The sequence below is a fragment of the Paenibacillus sp. Paensp111 genome, from assembly GCF_059492195.1.
The window spans coordinates 421,841-435,182 of sequence record NZ_CP168527.1 but is presented as its reverse complement, the minus strand read 5'-3'; the positions used below and the strand labels follow the sequence as shown (position 1 = coordinate 435,182).

General features: G+C 50.5%; 12 protein-coding genes. 8 read left to right on the top strand and 4 right to left on the bottom strand.

The genetic code is table 11. The annotated features are described in order from the left end of the window. Window positions 1–5 precede the first annotated feature (5 nt). Entirely contained in the window at window positions 6–1,763 is a 1,758-nt protein-coding gene (locus ACEN86_RS02155; RefSeq protein ID WP_495632743.1) for a hypothetical protein, read from the top strand. A gap of 399 nt (window positions 1,764–2,162) precedes the next feature. Beyond that, window positions 2,163–3,038, top strand: a complete 876-nt coding sequence (locus ACEN86_RS02150) for a hypothetical protein (protein ID WP_495632742.1) — start codon at window positions 2,163–2,165, stop codon at window positions 3,036–3,038. Window positions 3,039–3,224: 186 nt separating this feature from the next. Here ACEN86_RS02150 and ACEN86_RS02145 read toward each other — a convergent pair whose 3' ends face one another. After that, complete coding sequence (locus tag ACEN86_RS02145) at window positions 3,225–3,821, bottom strand: nitroreductase family protein (protein WP_495632741.1); 597 nt, start codon at window positions 3,819–3,821, stop codon at window positions 3,225–3,227. Between the two features lie 689 nt (window positions 3,822–4,510). After that, a complete protein-coding gene (locus ACEN86_RS02140; RefSeq protein ID WP_495632740.1) occupies window positions 4,511–4,912 on the bottom strand; it encodes a VOC family protein in 402 nt (133 codons plus the stop codon). Between the two features lie 255 nt (window positions 4,913–5,167). On the opposite strand from ACEN86_RS02140, the gene ACEN86_RS02135 reads away from it, so the two are divergent. Further along, complete coding sequence (locus tag ACEN86_RS02135; protein WP_495632739.1) at window positions 5,168–6,550, top strand: esterase-like activity of phytase family protein; 1,383 nt, start codon at window positions 5,168–5,170, stop codon at window positions 6,548–6,550. Between the two features lie 271 nt (window positions 6,551–6,821). Here ACEN86_RS02135 and ACEN86_RS02130 read toward each other — a convergent pair whose 3' ends face one another. Together ACEN86_RS02130 and ACEN86_RS02125 are read right to left on the bottom strand one after the other, a co-directional pair. Next, window positions 6,822–7,943: a hypothetical protein gene (locus ACEN86_RS02130; protein WP_495632738.1), complete on the bottom strand. Its 1,122-nt coding sequence runs from the start codon at window positions 7,941–7,943 to the stop codon at window positions 6,822–6,824. 131 nt (window positions 7,944–8,074) lie between these two features. Beyond that, the gene (locus ACEN86_RS02125) at window positions 8,075–8,935 is read right to left on the bottom strand and encodes a helix-turn-helix domain-containing protein (RefSeq protein ID WP_495632737.1); all 861 of its coding nucleotides are present in this window, start codon (window positions 8,933–8,935) and stop codon (window positions 8,075–8,077) included. Between the two features lie 128 nt (window positions 8,936–9,063). Here ACEN86_RS02125 and ACEN86_RS02120 point away from each other — a divergent pair, with 128 nt between their 5' ends. The 5 genes from ACEN86_RS02120 (at window position 9,064) to ACEN86_RS02100 (ending at window position 13,294) form a co-directional block, all read left to right on the top strand. Further along, window positions 9,064–10,125, top strand: a complete 1,062-nt coding sequence (locus ACEN86_RS02120; protein WP_495632736.1) for a Gfo/Idh/MocA family protein — start codon at window positions 9,064–9,066, stop codon at window positions 10,123–10,125. 19 nt (window positions 10,126–10,144) lie between these two features. Next, window positions 10,145–11,032: a sugar phosphate isomerase/epimerase family protein gene (locus ACEN86_RS02115; RefSeq protein ID WP_495632735.1), complete on the top strand. Its 888-nt coding sequence runs from the start codon at window positions 10,145–10,147 to the stop codon at window positions 11,030–11,032. Beyond that, the gene (locus ACEN86_RS02110) at window positions 11,029–11,886 is read left to right on the top strand and encodes a sugar phosphate isomerase/epimerase family protein (RefSeq protein WP_495632734.1); all 858 of its coding nucleotides are present in this window, start codon (window positions 11,029–11,031) and stop codon (window positions 11,884–11,886) included. The genes ACEN86_RS02115 and ACEN86_RS02110 overlap by 4 nt, the downstream gene beginning before the upstream one ends. 96 nt (window positions 11,887–11,982) lie before the next feature. Next, window positions 11,983–12,651: a hypothetical protein gene (locus ACEN86_RS02105; protein WP_495632733.1), complete on the top strand. Its 669-nt coding sequence runs from the start codon at window positions 11,983–11,985 to the stop codon at window positions 12,649–12,651. 49 nt (window positions 12,652–12,700) lie between these two features. After that, window positions 12,701–13,294: a hypothetical protein gene (locus ACEN86_RS02100; RefSeq protein ID WP_495632732.1), complete on the top strand. Its 594-nt coding sequence runs from the start codon at window positions 12,701–12,703 to the stop codon at window positions 13,292–13,294. Window positions 13,295–13,342 lie beyond the last annotated feature (48 nt).

The window sequence follows — 13,342 nt, the reverse complement described above, 5'->3', positions numbered from 1 at the left end:
ATCTAATGACGATCAAAAATAAGTTAACCCTGCGTAATCTGTTCATCGTGCTCTGCTCGGCCCTGCTTGTTCTACTTGTTGTGAAAGGTTATTACATCCAGCAGAAGCTGGCCTGGATCACTGAAGCAGAGCGCGCTTACACGAAGAAAGACCTTATTCAGGCGGAAGAGTGGTACCAGAAAGCCAGGAATAACCGCTGGATTGAGTACAAAGAGGATGAGATCAACGCCCGCTTAGGCCATCTTGCACCGATTACCGAGATCAAAAGCCGGCTCGCCGGACTGGATGAAGCGGCCCAGTCCGCTAGTCCTGACTCGGATGCGGATTTTACTAAGCTCCTTCAGTGCTACAGCGACCTGTCTACCTTACGTAATAAGTATATGAAGACAGGCGGGCAATATAGCAGTTATTACAAGCAAATCTCGTCCGGATACAAGGTCACGGATCATTTTTTGGATAAATTCAAGCAGTTCGAACAACACTTCATCACCCAGATGAACGATAATCTGGAGAAGCGTACCTATCAGGACGAGTCCTTCCGGAGCAAGCTCCTGCAAATTCCCGTGCCTTACTATGGGAGCGAGGCCAAGCGTCTGGCCAGCCTGTCAGCAGCGTTCAAGAAGTACGATACCCGTAAGCTGACCCAGCTGTCTGCCGGGGGTAATTTCACCAGTATGCTGAACGAGGCTCTGACCATGAGGAATATCTATAAGGATGCAGGCTTAGAGGCTCCCTGGGTCAAAAAGACAGCTGAGTCCCTTGCCGACCAAGTGCTCCGTTCGGACCTCAAGACTGAGAATTACACGGCCTTCGCCTCCCACGGCCGCGACTTTGTGAACTTTGTACAGTCTGCCAAGGTGAAGTCGCCGCTAACCGGCTATATTTCTACGCAGTACAGCAGATTGCTGAAGAAAGCAAAGCTAATGGTCGCCCGCGGGGAATTTCAGCAGGCCATTGCCCTGTATGAAGCGGTTGCGGGGTACCGGGATACGTCCAAGGAGGTTGCCGCTGCCAAGCTGGCCTGGACCAAGGCCGATCCAATCCGCCTGCTTCAGGCCGCAGACAGCAGCAAGAATTACGCCAATGTGATTGGCGGAAGCAGCAGTTACGGGGCGCAGCTGTACGCAGCCGGATCGGATGATACCGGCCGGATCTACTATGCGGCGATGGATGCCGCGGGTCAGATCAAGCTTGTATCTACCGGTGATTTCCCGCAGGGCCGCAAGATTCTTCGCCTCTCCATGGAGAGGAAGCTCAGTACAAGCAGCAGGCCGGTTGTGCTGGTAGAAGGGGATTCCCAGACCCGCAAAGCGACCTATGCGGCTTACGCGGTAGAGGCTGGAAGCCTGAACAAGCTGTTTGAGTTGGAAGCGGATGGCTATCAGGTGGATAAGGACGGAAGTCTTCTCGTCCAGAACCCGGAAGGGGCAGGAGCTGGCCAAAATGCCCGATATGTATGGACGGGCAGCAGCTATGAATATCAGGAGACCAAGACGGAATCCGAATATGCGGATATTGCAGTGGATGAGCTGCTCCAGCATCAAGGCGAGAAGGTCCGGTTCACCTGCAGCATCGTAAGCATCACGGACAGCGGGCCGCTGGCCCAGCTGGGCGACAGCTATGTTCTGCTTAAGTCGGACAGTCTGCTGTCTGCTGGCCAAGTGACGGTGTCAGGTACACTCGCAAGCCAGAATGAGGATGTTTATATAGGTCAGCAGTCTCTATCGCTGCCGGTGTTTGAAGTGACGGCGGTAGAGGAGTAGGATTTCTGCCGCTTGAAGGCAAGGTAACGGGCCGGAACGAAGCCTAACGGAGCTGTCCCCCAAGCGGTCTTTCTTTGAAATGGAGACAGCCTGTAATCCCTATTCCAACAATAGAAACCAAGACAAACAGCAAGTCTCCGGGTTACCCCCGAGACTTGCTGTTTGTCTTTTACAATCCATGCACCCGGCTTCCATTGATTATGAGCGAGTAGCTGCCCGCCAGCTATCAATTTAATGATTTCTTATAAGGCTTTTTCCCTAAAAAAACCCCCGCTGCTAACGCTTACATAATTTGGATAAATACATACTTGATCCCAATTCCCTATTGCCTTTTATGTGGAATAATAGAATCATTTCTATTGTAAAGTCTAAAAATGTTTGAAAAAGGAGAATTATGAAATGAAGTTGTTAAAATGGATTTCCCTGACCCTCCTTGCAGCCAGTCTTAGCATCCTTGGAGGCTGTCAACTCTTTGGCGCGGCACAGAGCTCCTCAGCAAGTTCCTCTTTCACGGAATCCTCCTTGCCAGGGGGCGGACTAGCTTTGCCCGAGAATGAACGGATTCACCTGTCCACGAGTAAACAATGGATCGCTGCTGAAGGGCACTTGTCGGATTTGATCCGGTTGCAGTGGACCGCCGCTCAAGCCAAGCCCGCGATTGCCTGGGCCGATGAGAAGGGTGTTGACAAGACGGCCATCATCTCACACGATAAGGCGAATAATCCTGAGCAGCACGACCACAAGCACATTTCGATTGAAACAACGATGTCGCCCACAGGCGAGCATAAGGATGAGTTGTTCACCCGGTTCGAGATCCCTTATGATACCGACGTGGCGGATATTCGAACTCATTCCTCCAATTTCAACGTGATGGACGGGATCCTTCGGATAGCCTCAAAAGAAGATAAAGTTATCCAATTCGCCAAAAATGATACGAACAACGTAACGACACCGCTCTGGTCACTTCGGGCAAGCAGCGGGGAACAGGGCGGCAATGCAGGAGCGGACTTCCATATTACTCGCTACGATGACCAGGGCAAGGCGATGGATAGTGCGGTGACGATTAGCAGACAGAAGGGAAATGTCGGAATAGGAACTACAACGCCGGAGAGCAAGCTGGATGTCAACGGTGACCGCATTCGTATCCGGAATTCGAGCACACCAGAATCCGCACATGCCCCAGGCAATGTTGGAGATATCGTATGGGATGACAATTATATTTATATTTGTGTCGCCAAGGACTCTTGGAAAAGAACAGAACTTACGTCATGGTAATGAAACGCCAGATCGTTAATCCATTCTGAATATATCAGGCATTCAGCAATTCATGCCGAATAGGCCAGTTACAAGGCGGCGCGTACGTGCATATTAACGATTTAAGGGGGTGTCCCGTTGCCATTACATGGCTTATGGGACACCCCCTTCTCATTACCCGAGTGATCTTCTGAATATTACTCTTGTCTACTCCTGAACCTCAAGCTTCTCCGGAGTATCGACCCACACGGTCTTCTCCTGGAATGGAGTCCGTTTGCCTTGAAGGTCGGTTACCTCCGGCTCTCCAAGGTAGATGAACCCGAGCACCTTATCCTGCGGACGAAGACCGAAGTGCTCATTCATGATCGGGCTGAAGCACGGGGCTCCGGTTCTCCATACAGCTCCCAGACCCAAGCTGTGAATCTCCAGCAGCATGTTCTGGATGGCGGCGAAGACGGCGCCATACTCTTCAAGCTCAATGACTCCTGCTTTATCCACTGGCGCTACAGCCACGGTAATGATGACAGGCGCTCGAAGCGGCTGGTTCTTGGCTGATTCCAAGGCCTTCAGGCATTCTGGTGAACCTGTGTCTTCGAACTTTTCCAGCGCAATCTCTGTTAGCGCATTTCCGAGCAGTCCGCGGCCCTCACCTCTAAGCACGAAGAATTTCCAAGGTTCTGTCAGGCGATGATTCGGAGCCCACGTTCCCGCTTCCAGGATTCGCTCAATGGACTCGGCCGGGATGTCAGTCGGTTTCACCTTTCCAATACTTCTTCTATTTCGAATTGCCTCAGATACGTTCATGCTTAAATCCTCCCATTTCTGTATGTAATCATCTTTATCTCGTTATGTCTCAGTCCGTGGTGTGATATTAATCACTCGAACCCTATTGTAGCAGAAAAACGAATGTGATTCATGCATCATAACCATGCCGTTCCCGATCCCCTGATTCCCTCTTCACCTGGTTCCGTAACGCGTCGATATCAGGGTGCATGAGCTGGCTTATGGATTTAGGGACGATGAGGAATCAAACAGTATTCAACTTGCGCAAAATACGACAAGCCAAGGCAGGTTAGCATGAAACAATTTATAACTATATTTATTCTTTTACTCCTATACCTCCTTTCTTGCTGGATTACATTTCAACTAAAGGATTTCGCTTTATTAGATAGTTCTGGCAGAGGACACTATATTCAATATCATCTTTTTTATGAGAAATTCACTTTTTTTAATGAGCAAAACAAAGTCGCATACGAGAGGGTTCTTCCCAATTTTGATAGAATATTCATCTTATTTATAGTCTTCATATTCTTTGTGATTAGATTAATTCGATTAATCCCTTTAAATAAGTGGAAGTAATAACGATCCATTTATATTAAGGTACGAACGGATAATGCTTGATGGGCAGGATAGTTCAAAACATGTGTTAATTCCTAATTAAGGTTGTGTAAAAAAACACCGGTAACCTTAAGCAGGTGACCGGTGTTTTCGTATTAGCGTTTTGGCATTTTGCTCTCATCCATGTACAGCAGGTTCCAGCGGTGACCGTCCAGGTCGGCAAATCCTGCGCCGTACATCCAGCCGTCAATTTCACTCGGCTTGCCAAAGATGTTCCCTCCGGCTAACTCTACTTTTTGAATAAAGCCATCTACTTCTTCTCTACTCTCAGCCCCAATGGAAAAGATCACCTCTGCACTATGGGAAGTATCCGCGGCACTTGAACCTGTGAACTTCTCAAACGTCGCAACAGGGAACAGCATAATCGTTGTCCCGCCTATGACAAGCCTCGCTCTCTCGTTACCCACACTCGCCGCCTGGAATCCAATCTCATTGAAAAAAGCAGTTGACCTCTCGACATCTTCAACCGGCACGTTAATCCAGATCTCCTGTGACATAGCTTCAGCCTCCTGGGATATATTTTCAGCTACTCCTACTATACTTTACTTCCGGCATCCTCGGCGAATCATATTGAATAAGCTTACTTCTAACTAATGTGATGGGCGTGAAGAGCCCCTTCTCTTTATGCTCTTTTTACGTTTTTACACCTGTCAGACGAATTACATACATTCCGCGAATATAACAACACTAGAATAGATCTAATCCATCGGCTGATGCCGATAATTTTATTTCTGGAAGGGGTTTCTTAACTTATGTCGTCATCAAAAAAATGGCTTATCACAGCAATCGCCGCTCTCTGCGTTGGAAGCGCCCCAGTTCTGTCCTCCACAGCCCAAGCTGCGGAACTCTCATATATGCTTAATGGGCAGAACACCACCATCAGTACATATGAAGACTGGAATGCCGCTCACACGAGCGTTACCTTGACCATTAAGCCCAAGCTTACCGGCAAATACACGCTCAGCCAGCCGGATCTGGCTCCAGGAATCAAGTTCGGGATCGGCTCCTCCCTTGCCCATATTCCGGGGGATCCGGACGATATTTTCTACACGACGGCAGACCGCGGCCCTAATGGGGAGATTGATGTGAACGGCACTACACGCCGCACTTTCCCGCTGCCGAACTATACGCCTACCATTTACAAAATCCAGCTGGTTCAAGGCCAGATTAAGGTTCTGGGCACCATCCCGCTGAAGATTAACGGCAAAGATCCGGTGACCGGCTCGAACCTCATTACCGGGCTGCCGAACCTCAAGTCACGGGATGAAGTTCCTTACGACAAAGCCGCAGCCAATGTCATTGCTTACGATCCGTATGGACTGGATGTGGAAGGCCTCGCCTATAACCCGAAGGATGATACCTTCTGGATCTCCGATGAGTACGGCCCTTATCTTGTGCAGGTCAAGCGGGACGGCACCCTGCTGCAGCGTCTCGCTCCCAAAGGCATCTCCTCCGAGCTAAATACGCCTGAGCTTCCGCTGAAGGATGCTCTTCCAGCCGCTTACCTCACCCGCCGCCAGAACCGGGGAGCGGAAGCCGTAGGCATTACTCCGGATGGGAAATGGCTGTTCATGGCCATGCAGAGTCCACTTCGGAATCCGGACAAGAATGTCGACAATTCACGCGCGCTTCGAATCCTCAAGCTCGATCTGTCCACGCTGCAGCCAGTTGCCGAGTATGCTTACATGGCAGAAGACGCTAAGCAGTTCAAGGATTTGAAGCAGTCGGACATTGTTATCTCCGACCTGAATGTCATTAATGAGAACACGCTGCTGATTGACGAGCGTGACAAGAACGCAGGCGACAAAGCCCAGCTCAAGCGAATCTACCAGATCGACTTGTCCAAGGCGACCAATATCCTCGGCAAGTATGACGATACCGCCAAAGCCGGGAAGACACTGGAGCAGCTCAGCACGGAGGAATTCGATAAGGCGGGCATTGTCCCTCCTGGCAAGAGAACGATTCTGGATCTCGTAGAGCTGAAGTATCCGAACGAGAAAGTCGAAGGCATCTCTCTGGTGAATGGTCATACCCTAGTGATCGTCAACGACAATGACTTTGGTGTAGACCGGCCGGACTCCAAGGAGAATGGGACGGACCTGTGGACCTTTGAACTGCCTTATGTCTTGAAATAAGGCCGGGCACATCCCATTTTCCCGCAAGTACCGTCTAAGCGAAGGTTCTGTACAACGCTCCGCTGACGCTTGTCCGTAATCGTTCCGTTCGCTCCGTTGGGCGTTCAGCGTGATCCGGGCTAAACCTCAACGGATTAGAAACGTCAAACAGCAAGCCTCCATTACCTTGGAGACTTGCTGTTTTCTAATTTTCAGCTGAATTAATGATGATGGTCTGTCTTATTCAGAGAAGGCTACTAATTCAGTTCTCCTTACTGAACTACTACTACATTCACTTCGACCCCAGCACCGATGGGTCCAGCAGCTGATCCACTTCCCGCAGCAGCTCTGTAGACAATTCATGCAGTGCATGAATATCCAGTGCGTCGTTATAGATCGCGGTAATCAGATCCCGGGTGTCCTTGGCCCCCTCCAGGAGAGCAATGGCCTCTTTCATCGAACTTGTATACCGGTCCTTGATCCCGGCAATTTCGTCCGCGTACTTCTCATCCGTGCCCTCTGCAATCGCCAGCTTGTAGACATCGAGAACCGAGTCCCCCTTGCGGGCAGGGAAATGCTCATGCGGAGCGGTACTGTCGAAGATAGCCAGACTGAGATCCGGGAAGATCAGCATATCCAGGCTGTTCGGATCGAATCCGCAGTGATAGATCTCGGTCCGGATGCCGCAGCTTTGGGCCTCTGCGGCAAGCTTTTTGAACAGGGTGGATTTACCGGAACCCGGGCGTCCTTTTACAAAAATACGGGTGTTCAGATCCTTCGTCAGGTTCGGGACATAATCAATGGCCCCCTGCCAGGTCGCTGCACCCAGGAAGCGGTGAACCACCTTCACCTGATGCGTATCGCCTTCACTCGGTGCACTTGGAATAAGATATTCCTCGGTGAGCTGAGCCGCGATCTGATCCGCTGCCCCCCGGTCCAGATTATCGATATAGAACTTCTCCCATTCATCGTGAATCAGCAGGGTCTTGTGGAAAGTGGTATAGGCCAGCTTATAGATGGCATGGATCTGCTGATCCAGCTCCTCAATCTCGTCTGCGGAAGCGTTCAGGACTTCCTTATCCATAGCCTCCTCCAGATCCACATACCGGATCTCCGTACCCTCAAGCACCGGGTCGGCACCCCAGGCATTCCCGTCCACGACTCCGATTCGTGCATCCTCCAGAATCACGCCTTCCAGCAGCCGGCTGTCCAGTGGCTGATGGATATAATGCACGCACCAGCCCCGGCTGCTCCAGGCAGACGCCAGCTCCTGCAGCACCCTTGCACTTCCTGCCCCCGCACGTCCTCCCAGCACAAATACCGTATCAAGCCCGGCCAGTACCGAGTCGAACAACGTATATAATCCAGCAGCCGTATTGCCGCGCGCAAAATAATGCTTTTCCCGATCCGCCATGAATTAACACGCTCCTTTGAATGTCAGAAGAAAATGCTTACATTCTAGGCTATGCGCGGCAGCAAGTCTGATTGAACGCCTAATTTGTATAAAATTAATTAACAGTTCCAAACTTAAAATTTATGCCCTTCTCACTGCCCGCCCCGGCTGCGGTAGCTTCTTGGCGAGATGCTGGTAATTCTTTTGAATACTCGGGAGAAATAGAACGTATCCTTGTAACCGAGCGCTTCGCCTATCTCCTTGACGGAGAGGTCCGTATTGAGCAGGATGTTCTTCGCCTCCCCGATCTTGAGCTGGTGGATGTATTCATTAAGGGGAAAGCCTGTGTATTCATGGATAATTCTGCGCAGGGTCGAGACGGAAATGTGGTGCCGGGCCGCCAGTTCCGCTGGCTCATGCACAGTGTTCAGAGACCCTGTCAGGTCCTCAATCACCTTGAGCACCAGCCCTCCCCGGCCGCTCTCCTGAATCCGGTCCGGCTGGGTGACGAGCTCATACATGAACGCCTCGATCATCAGCGCAGCGCGGTCGAGATTACTCGGAACTCCGCTGTCAATGAGCATGAACGTCATCTCCATCTTGTGAATGAACTTCTCGTCGAAGACCGCTTTCTTCACCAGGGATGGATCGGGAAGCCAGCTCTCAAGCCATTCCGCAACCCGGCTGCCCTCCACCGTAAAATAATACTCATCCCAGAACCCCTCCTTCTCAGGACCATAGTTAAACACGGCCCCCGGGTATAGACAGAACCAGCTTCCTGCCTCAACCCGCTGAGGCTCGCCGCCGTCCACTTGATAATAGCCGCTGCCCTTCGTAATGATGGCAAAAGCCCAATAATTGAACCTCGCCTCCCTTCGCTGGAGCGTTCTACCTGGCAGATGTCCGGCGTTAATGACGGCAATCGACTTCAGCTTTCTTTTGCTTGCTTCTACGGCCGGATTGAAGATCCGTATCGGATCGGAACTGATCATATAATCCAGATATTTTGTCATCCTGCACATTCTCCCTCATATATCGACTGTGCTACATTGAAGTCAATGAACATATATAACATATCCGTGCTTGATATAACTTCATTGTACCAACCCCTCACGGATCATGAAAGGATGGAAGCGCACATATGAGCGAACTCAAAATCGGTCTTATCGGTAACGGCTCCATTTCCGAATGTCACCTGTCCGCATATCAGGCCAACCCGAAAGTTAAGCTGTGGGCGATCAGCGATCTGAATGAACAGAGAGCCCAGGAGACAGCCAAGAAATACGGCATTCCTCATGTATATACGGATTACCACGACCTGCTTGCGAACGCGGAGGTTGATGCCGTCAGCATCTGCACCTGGAACAACACCCATGCAGAGATCAGCATCGCCGCTCTGGAAGCCGGCAAGGACGTGCTCTGTGAGAAGCCGCTGTGCAAGACTGTAGATGAAGCGCTCAAAATCGAAGAAGCGGTTCAGCGTACCGGAAGATTGCTCCAGGTCGGCTATGTCCGCCGCCACGCTTCCAACATCGGGGTGCTGAAGAAGTTTATAGATACTGGGGACCTCGGTGAAATTTACTATGCCAAAGCCAGCATCATCCGGCGGCTCGGCAACCCGGGCGGATGGTTCGCCGACAAGGAGCGCTCCGGCGGCGGGCCGCTGATCGACATCGGCGTCCACGTCATTGATCTGTGCTGGTACCTTATGGGCAGACCCAAAGTGAAATCTGTCAGCGGAAATACGTACAGCAAGCTGGGCAACCGCTCCCACATTGAGAACTTCAGCTTCTATCAGGCGGCCGACTACGATGCTTCCTTGAACACCGTAGAGGATATGGCGAACGCTCTGGTGAGGTTCGAGAACGGCGCTTCTCTGATGGTCGATGTCAGCTTCTCGCTGCATGCCAAGATGAATTCAGCCCAGGTGAATATTTACGGGGATAAGGGCGGAGCGGAGATTGAACCCGAGCTGTCCATTGTGACGGAGAAGCATAACACGATCATCAATATTGAGCCGCAGATCAGCGACCCCGGCTTTAATTTCCAGGAAGCCTTCAACAACGAGATCAACCATTTTGTAGATGCCTGCCTTGGCCTCATAGAGACGAACAGCCCTGTGGAAGACGGAGTAGAGATGATCAAAATCCTGAACGCGATCTATCAATCGGCGGAAGAAGGCCGGGAGATCCAATTCGAATAACGAGGAGGCTCAGTAATAGATGCAGCTTACCAATAAAATCGGCGTTATTGTCGACAGCTTCGGCGTAGGGGTTAGAGAAGGCTTGGTAAAAGCCAAGGCAGCGGGCGCAGACGGCGTCCAGATCTATGCCGTATCCGGCGAGATGGACCCTGCCCGCTTAAGCGGGGCACAGCGCAGAGAGCTGCGCAGCTATATTGAGGGGCTTGGACTTGAGGTCTCTGCCCTGTGCGGGGACCTGGCTGGTCACGGCTTCCAGGATGCCGAGGCGAATCCGGCGAAGATCGAGAAGTCCAAGCGGATTCTGGATCTTGCCGCTGAGCTGGGAACCAATGTAGTGACGACACACATCGGCATCGTCCCGGATGATACGGGGAGCCGTATCTATGACTCGATGCAGCGGGCTTGCGAGGAGCTTGGCGTGTATGCTAGGAGCATGAACGCTTATTTTGCGATCGAGACCGGGCCTGAACGTGCCGCCCATCTCAAGAGCTTCCTGGATACGCTCAGCACGAATGGGGTGTCCGTGAACTTCGACCCGGCGAACATGGTTATGGTGACCGGTGACGATCCGGTGGCGGGCGTGGAGCTGCTGCGGGACTACCTCGTGCACACCCATGTGAAGGACGGGAAGCGTCTGCGTCCGGTCGACCCAAGAGATGTGTACGGCTATCTGGGCTACGGAAAGATGGATCATGAGAAAATCGCCGAAATGGCGGCCTCCGGCGCGGCCTTCGAGGAGGTTCCGCTTGGCCAGGGCCAAGTGGATTTTCCCGCTTATTTCGCGGCACTTCAGAGAATCGGGTATACCGGATACCTGACGATTGAACGGGAAGTTGGGGCGAATCCGGAGGAAGATATCCGCCAGGCGGTAGCTTTTATCAAATCATATAAGGAGCAACAGCCATGAAACTGGGAATTAGTTCGTACAGCCTGTATCAGGCGCTGGCCGCGGGGGAGATGGACATCCTCGAGGTCATGGAGTGGAGCCGCAGCATTGGCGCGGAGCATATCGAGATCGTTCCGATTGGGTATGACTTTAGCGAGAATCCTGAACTGGAAGATCAGATCCGTGAGAAGGCTTCGGCTTTGCAGCTGGACATTTCCAATTACGCCATCGGCGCCAACTTCCTCACTTCAACTGAAGAAGAGTACGAGGCCGAAATTCAGCGGGTCATCTCCGAAGTGGACCGGGTTCACCGGCTGGGGGCCAAGTTAATGCGCCACGATGTGGCGTCAAGGACGGACACGTCGATCTTACGGTTTAATGAAGATCTGGAGCGGATCTCCCGAGCCTGCCAGCGGATTGCGGATTATGCGAAGTCATATGGGATTACCACTAGTGCCGAGAACCACGGCTATTATGTGCAGGCCAGTGATCGTATACAAGCGCTTATTCACGCCGTAGATCGGCCTAACTTCAAGACTACGCTGGATGTGGGCAATTTCGTATGTGTAGACGAGAATCCGGTTACGGCAGTTCGCAGCAACATTCCTTACGCCTCTATGGTTCACGTGAAGGACTTCTACATTCGTCCTGGCTCCCGGAACCCGGGTGAAGGCTGGTTCCGAAGTGCCGGAGGAGCTTACTTGCGCGGGGCGATTGCCGGTCAGGGAGATCTGGATCTGTATGAGATTCTGCGAATCGTGAAGAGCTCCGGTTACGACGGCTACATCTCGATCGAATACGAAGGCATGGAGGATTGCCGCTTAGGAACCCGGATTGCTTTTGAAAATGTGGCGCGGATCTGGAACGAGGTTTAAATACGGGAATTTCTCATTTTTCCTCCTATTGAATATTTTACCAGTCGTGTATATGATGAATTCTGTATTTACACTTCTTTCAATTAGGAGGAAAAGATGAGAAAAAAGAGCATTTTCATCATGATAACCTTGCTTTTACTGACTATATCTACGGTTTCAGCGGCCCAATCTAACAAGGATAGGCAAATTAAAATCCTCTGGAACGGAAACAACGAGCTGGTCCCCGCCCAGAACGAAGCCCCTTTTACCAAGAATGATCGGATCTATGTTCCTATCTATCTCTTCCGGCAAGCCAACTTCTCGGTTCAATTGACCAATCATACCCTTACGATCAAGGATAATAGATCCAAGTATCTAAATAACCTCAGCATATTAGATCGATTTCAGAGAGACTTCACGAGCAGCTATAATGAGTTTGATGAGGAATCGTTGAACATTCTGGGCAAAATCCTTCTTAAGGAGCCTGTTGATACAACAAAGCTTCTGGAGTCGGTAGACTCGGTGAACAAAGTCGTTCATAGTTTCGATGAACTCCACCTGGCATACATCATAGACAGACCGGATGAAATTTTTACATACGCAGCAGAACGCGCTGAGAATTCCAAGCTAGCCGCTCAAAAGTTAATCAGCTACAGCAAGAGTAACGATCCTAGTGATTTGAAAGAGTTTTTGGCGTACAAGGACAAGGCTAACGAGGCTAATTCCCGGACCAAAATTGCAGTGGGTGAGTATTTCAATAAGAGTCTGGACAAAGCCTTGCGTTAAAAAACGGGGTATAGTTAAGGGGGAGGGGCTATTTAGGAGGAGTTAATCTATGCAAAAATCTACGGTGATTACTCTATCACTCGGTGCTGCCGTGATTATGGCCAGCATCATCGGATTTGAACTACAAAAAGACAGAGTAGTTAAAGAGACAGTTCCTGTTGTTAGCGGGGCTCAGGCTCAGAAGATAATTGATTTCCAAATCGAGGTCATTCCCATAATAGAGGCAGCAATTAAGCATGAATATGCTAATAAACCCAACCTTTTTCAAAAGCAAGCCGATTATTACTATGATAATGCCAATGTTAACAGCCCGAAGGTTGTTTTTATTACTTATCAAGAGAATGCCAAAGAAATTAGATCCGTCTTAAAGGTTCTCAAAGAGAGGCTTGGAAATAAGCTGGTAATTCGAAAAGCAAAGGTTGACCCGGAGATTCTACGGAGTCTATATCCCGAGGTGGCTGCATTTGTTGATACTATTTCAGACAAGAACTCTTCATATTCCGTAGGTTTAGATGTGCCTAACGAAAGAGTCATAGTCAGGGGTCAATTGTCAGACAAGCAAGCTGCTGATATCAAACAGAAGTTTGGCGAGTATGTAAGTGTTATTGTGGATGATAGAGATAATATTCCTCTTGATCAGTGAGGTAGTACCTGCACGTTATCATCTTTTTAAAAGATTTGTTTTTCACTT

What these genes read in the sequence shown, in the direction of transcription:
- ACEN86_RS02140 (WP_495632740.1), bottom strand. Translation starts at nt 4,912, where the DNA reads ATGTCACAGGAGATCTGGATTAACGTGCCGGTTGAAGATGTCGAGAGG.
- ACEN86_RS02150 (WP_495632742.1), top strand. Translation starts at nt 2,163, where the DNA reads ATGAAGTTGTTAAAATGGATTTCCCTGACCCTCCTTGCAGCCAGTCTT.
- ACEN86_RS02130 (WP_495632738.1), bottom strand. Translation starts at nt 7,943, where the DNA reads ATGGCGGATCGGGAAAAGCATTATTTTGCGCGCGGCAATACGGCTGCT.
- ACEN86_RS02135 (WP_495632739.1), top strand. Translation starts at nt 5,168, where the DNA reads ATGTCGTCATCAAAAAAATGGCTTATCACAGCAATCGCCGCTCTCTGC.
- ACEN86_RS02110 (WP_495632734.1), top strand. Translation starts at nt 11,029, where the DNA reads ATGAAACTGGGAATTAGTTCGTACAGCCTGTATCAGGCGCTGGCCGCG.
- ACEN86_RS02155 (WP_495632743.1), top strand. Translation starts at nt 6, where the DNA reads ATGACGATCAAAAATAAGTTAACCCTGCGTAATCTGTTCATCGTGCTC.
- ACEN86_RS02105 (WP_495632733.1), top strand. Translation starts at nt 11,983, where the DNA reads ATGAGAAAAAAGAGCATTTTCATCATGATAACCTTGCTTTTACTGACT.
- ACEN86_RS02120 (WP_495632736.1), top strand. Translation starts at nt 9,064, where the DNA reads ATGAGCGAACTCAAAATCGGTCTTATCGGTAACGGCTCCATTTCCGAA.
- ACEN86_RS02145 (WP_495632741.1), bottom strand. Translation starts at nt 3,821, where the DNA reads ATGAACGTATCTGAGGCAATTCGAAATAGAAGAAGTATTGGAAAGGTG.
- ACEN86_RS02125 (WP_495632737.1), bottom strand. Translation starts at nt 8,935, where the DNA reads ATGACAAAATATCTGGATTATATGATCAGTTCCGATCCGATACGGATC.
- ACEN86_RS02100 (WP_495632732.1), top strand. Translation starts at nt 12,701, where the DNA reads ATGCAAAAATCTACGGTGATTACTCTATCACTCGGTGCTGCCGTGATT.
- ACEN86_RS02115 (WP_495632735.1), top strand. Translation starts at nt 10,145, where the DNA reads ATGCAGCTTACCAATAAAATCGGCGTTATTGTCGACAGCTTCGGCGTA.